Genomic DNA, 4,518 nt, shown 5'->3' with positions numbered 1-4,518 from the left:
GACACCGTGGGTCGACGGCTGGCCGTGCTGCGCCGCCTCGCGCACCCCGAGTCTGCCGACGCGCACGGCCGGACCGGGCCGCTGCGGGTGGTCGTGGCCCCGGTGCGTTCGCTGCTCCAGCCCCAGCTCAAAGGGCTCGGTGACCTGGAGCCGGTGCAGCTCGCCGCAGGCGAGGAGGCGGACCTGGAAGAGGTCGCCCGCCGGTTGATCGACATGGCGTACGCCCGGGTCGACCTGGTCACCAAGCGCGGCGAGTTCGCGGTACGCGGCGGCATCCTGGACGTCTTCCCGCCCACCGACGAGCACCCGTCCCGGGTCGAGTTCTGGGGCGACGAGGTGGAGGAGATCCGCACCTTCGCCGTCGCCGACCAGCGGACCATCGAACAGGTCCCGCTGCTGTGGGCGCCGCCGTGTCGTGAGCTGCTGCTCACCCCGGCGGTGCGCGACCGGGCCGCCGCGCTCGCCGAGCAGCACCCGGAGTTGGCCGAGATCCTCGACAAGCTGGCCGAGGGAATTCCGGTGGAGGGGATGGAGTCGTTGGCCCCGGTGCTGGTCGGTCCCGACTCGCTGGAGCTGCTGCTGGACGCCATGCCGGTCGGCACCCACGTCCTGCTCTGCGACCCGGAGCGGATCCGCACGAGGGCGCACGACCTGGTGCGTACCTCGGAGGAGTTTTTGCAGGCCAGTTGGGCCGCCGCCGCGGTCGGCGGCCAGGCCCCGGTGGACGTCGGCGCCGCCGCCTTCCGCACCCTCGGCGAGGTACGCGCCGCCGCCGGCAAGCTCGGCCAGCCGTGGTGGACGCTGTCCCCGTTCGGTCTGGTGGAGGGCGAGACGGCCGAGACGCGGCAGCCCTGGGAGGACGCGCCGGAGCAGGCCGCCGTCACCCCGGACGACGCCATCGCGGTGACCCTCTCCGCCCAGCCGGCACCGCTCTATCACGGTGAGACCTCGCGGGTCGTCGAGGACCTCAAGCGTTGGTCCGGCGACGGCTGGTCGATCGCGCTGGTCTTCGAGGGGCACGGCCCCGCCCAACGGGCGGTGGAGGTGCTGCGCGACGCCGGCCTCGGTGCCCGGTTGGTGCAGGAGGTGCCGACCGCGCCCGCCCCCGGCGAGCTGGTGGTCACCTGCGGCGCGCTGGGCAGCGGGTTCGTCGACGAGGCGTCGCGCTTCGTGCTGCTCACCGGCAACGATGTGACAGGCGGTCGGGGCACCTCGACGCGGGACATGCGCAAGATGCCGAGCCGGCGGCGCAACACCATCGACCCGCTGGAGCTCAAGGCCGGCGACTTCGTGGTGCACGAGCAGCACGGCATCGGCCGCTACGTCGAGTTGGTGCAGCGGACCGTCAACGGGGCCAGCCGGGAATACCTGGTCATCGAGTACGCGGCCAGCAAGCGGGGCCAGCCCGGCGACCGGTTGTTCGTCCCCACCGACCAGCTCGACCAGCTCTCCCGCTACGTGGGCGGTGAGCAGCCGACCCTGCACAAGATGGGCGGCTCGGACTGGCAGAAGTCCAAGGCCCGGGCCCGCAAGGCGGTCCGGGAGATCGCCGCGCAGCTCATCCAGCTCTACGCCGCCCGCAAGGCGTCCAAGGGTCACTCGTTCGGCCCGGACACGCCGTGGCAGCGGGAGCTGGAGGACGCCTTCCCGTGGCAGGAGACTCCGGACCAGCTCGCCGCCATCGAGGAGGTCAAGCGGGACATGGAGCAGACCGTCCCGATGGACCGGCTGATCTGCGGCGACGTCGGCTACGGCAAGACCGAGATCGCGGTCCGGGCGGCGTTCAAGGCGGTGCAGGACGGTAAGCAGGTGGCGGTGCTGGTGCCGACCACCCTGCTGGTGCAGCAGCACTACAACACGTTCGCCGAGCGGATGAGCCAGTTCCCGGTCCAGATCCGACAGCTGTCGCGGTTCCAGACGGCGAAGGAGACCGAGCGGACGTTGGAGATGGTCGCCGACGGCACCGTCGACATCGTCATCGGCACCCACCGGCTGCTCCAGACCGCCACCCGCTTCAAGCAGCTGGGCCTGGTGATCGTCGACGAGGAGCAGCGCTTCGGTGTGGAGCACAAGGAGCACCTGAAGACGCTGCGCGCGTCGGTCGACGTGCTGAGCATGTCGGCCACCCCGATCCCGCGCACCCTGGAGATGGCGATCACCGGCATCCGGGAGATGTCCACCATCGCCACGCCACCGGAGGAGCGGCACCCGGTGCTCACCTTCGTCGGCGCGCAGGACGACCGGCAGGTGGCCGCGTCCATCCACCGTGAGCTGCTCCGCGACGGGCAGGTCTTCTACCTGCACAACCGGGTCGAGTCGATCGACCGGGCGGCACGGCGGCTGCGGGAGCTGGTGCCCGAGGCGCGGGTCGCGGTGGCGCACGGCCAGATGGGTGAGGACGCCCTGGAGAAGGTCATGGTCGGCTTCTGGGAGAAGGAGTTCGACGTCCTGGTCTGCACCACGATCGTCGAGTCGGGCATCGACATCCCGAACGCCAACACCCTGATCGTGGAGCGGGCCGACCTGCTCGGCCTGGCCCAGCTGCACCAGATCCGCGGCCGGGTCGGCCGGGGCCGGGAGCGGGCGTACGCCTACTTCCTCTACCCGCCGGAGAAGCCGCTGACCGAGCATGCCCACGAGCGGTTGGCGACCATCGCCCAGCACACCGAGTTGGGTGCCGGCATGTACGTGGCGATGAAGGACCTGGAGATCCGGGGCGCCGGCAACCTGCTCGGTGGCGAGCAGTCCGGCCACATCGAGGGTGTCGGCTTCGACCTGTACGTGCGGATGGTCGGCGAGGCGGTCTCCGCGTTCAAGGGTGAGCGGTCGGAGGAGGAGACCGACGTCAAGATCGACCTGCCGGTCGACGCGCACCTGCCGCACGACTACGTGAGCGTGGAGCGACTGCGTCTGGAGATGTACCGCAAGCTCGCCGAGGCGCGCGACGAGGAGCGACTGGGCGAGGTCATCGCCGAGATGACCGACCGGTACGGCGAGCCGCCGGCCCCGGTGCAGAACCTGGTGGAGGTGGCCCGGTTCCGCCTGTTGGCCCGCCGCTACGGCCTGACCGACGTGTCCATGCAGGGCAAGCACGTCCGCTTCGGGCCGTTGCCGTTGCCGGATTCGAAGCAGATGCGGCTCAAGCGCTACCACCCGGATGCCGTCTACAAGCAGGCCACCGACCAGGTCAGCGTGCCCCGACCGACCACCCGGCGGATCGGCGGCGAGCCGCTGCGGGACCAGGCGCTGCTGCAGTGGTGTGCACAACTGCTCTCCGATGTGCTCGGTGCTCCCGCCCCGCTCGCCGTCGCGGCGGGTTGAGGCGGGTCCGTGGTGTGGTGGGGGCCGTCACAGGCTGGCGGAGGGCATGAGAGAGTGACGGGTATGCGTGCTCGCCGTGTGATCGCCGCCGCCAGCGTCGCGGCCCTGGGTGTCCTCTCCCTCGCTGCCTGCGGCAAGTCCGCACCGAACATCGCCGCTTATGTCGGTGACACCGCCTATTCCGTGGACCGGGTCGACGCGATCTACGACGACGCGCAGACGAAGTACGGTGACGCCGTCCGGCGGGAGGCCGGTCAGGCGGGGGCGACGCCGTCTCCGGAGCAGTTGCGCGCCGCGGTGACCCGTCAGGACGTGGTCAACCTGCTGGTCAGCCTGGACCTCGGCAAGCGGGTGGCGGCGGCGAAGAACATCCAGGTGCCCGACGAGGTCAGCCCACAGCAGCTTGAGCAGAACCTGCGGCTGGCCCGGCAACCGGGGTTGGCCGAGATGGAGCTGATGTACGGCTCGTGGGATCCGCCGGGCGCCCGGCTGCTCGACGCGGTGGCCGTGCTGGACCGGCTGGCCTCGCCGGGTGGCGACCCGTGGAAGCGGGCGCAGACGCACCGCAGCCTCGCCGGCTACCTGCTGGAGGAGAGCTACGAGGCGTACGACGCGATCAGCGCCGACGACACCGACGCGCTGCGCGAGGAGTTGGGCGACGTGTTGTTGCAGGTGGTGCTGCACGCGCGGCTCGCCGAGGAGTTGCCCGAGGATGAGCGGTGGTCCATCGACGACGTGGCCGGTGGTCTGGTCGACAAGATGATCCGGCGTAATCCGCACGTCTTCGCCGGTGCCGAGGTGGGCACCCTGGAGGAGATCACCGAGAACTGGGAGCGGATCAAGCGCGCGGAGAAGGCGCGGAGTTCGGTGCTGGACGGCGTGGCCCTGAGTCAGCCCGCGCTGGCTCTGGCGGCGCAGATCCTGGACCGTGCCGCCCGCCGGGGCATCGAGGTTCCGCCGCCGCTGCCCGACGCCCAACCGGACGCCGAAGCGAGGCTGGGAGCCAGCCTGCTGGCCACGGTCGCGGCGGCCCGCGAGGCGGGCCTCGACCCCGAAGCCGCCCTCCGCCGCGCCACCCTGGCCCACGCCGATCTCATCCGCACCGCCGAACCGCCACCGGCAGACCCGCGTTGACCATGAAGTTGTTGCCCCGACACGCCGAGGCGAACGGCAACAACTTCATGATCGACGGAACGG

Annotated in this window: 2 protein-coding genes; both read left to right on the top strand. The window is 71.1% G+C overall.

The genetic code is table 11. From position 1 onward, the window contains the following. Nucleotides 1–3,321 (top strand): transcription-repair coupling factor (gene mfd, locus KBX53_RS23530; RefSeq protein ID WP_210861680.1); only part of this gene is annotated, 3,321 nt, incomplete at its 5' end. A gap of 63 nt (nucleotides 3,322–3,384) precedes the next feature. Beyond that, a complete protein-coding gene (locus tag KBX53_RS23525; RefSeq protein WP_309140837.1) occupies nucleotides 3,385–4,455 on the top strand; it encodes a MazG family protein in 1,071 nt (356 codons plus the stop codon). The last annotated feature ends 63 nt before the right edge of the window (nucleotides 4,456–4,518 follow it).

Origin of the sequence: Micromonospora sp. M51 (genome assembly GCF_018070305.1) — a bacterium.
GTDB lineage: Bacteria > Actinomycetota > Actinomycetes > Mycobacteriales > Micromonosporaceae > Micromonospora > Micromonospora parva.
Note: the sequence above shows the minus strand (reverse complement) of the source record. Positions and strands in the feature narration are given on the sequence as shown.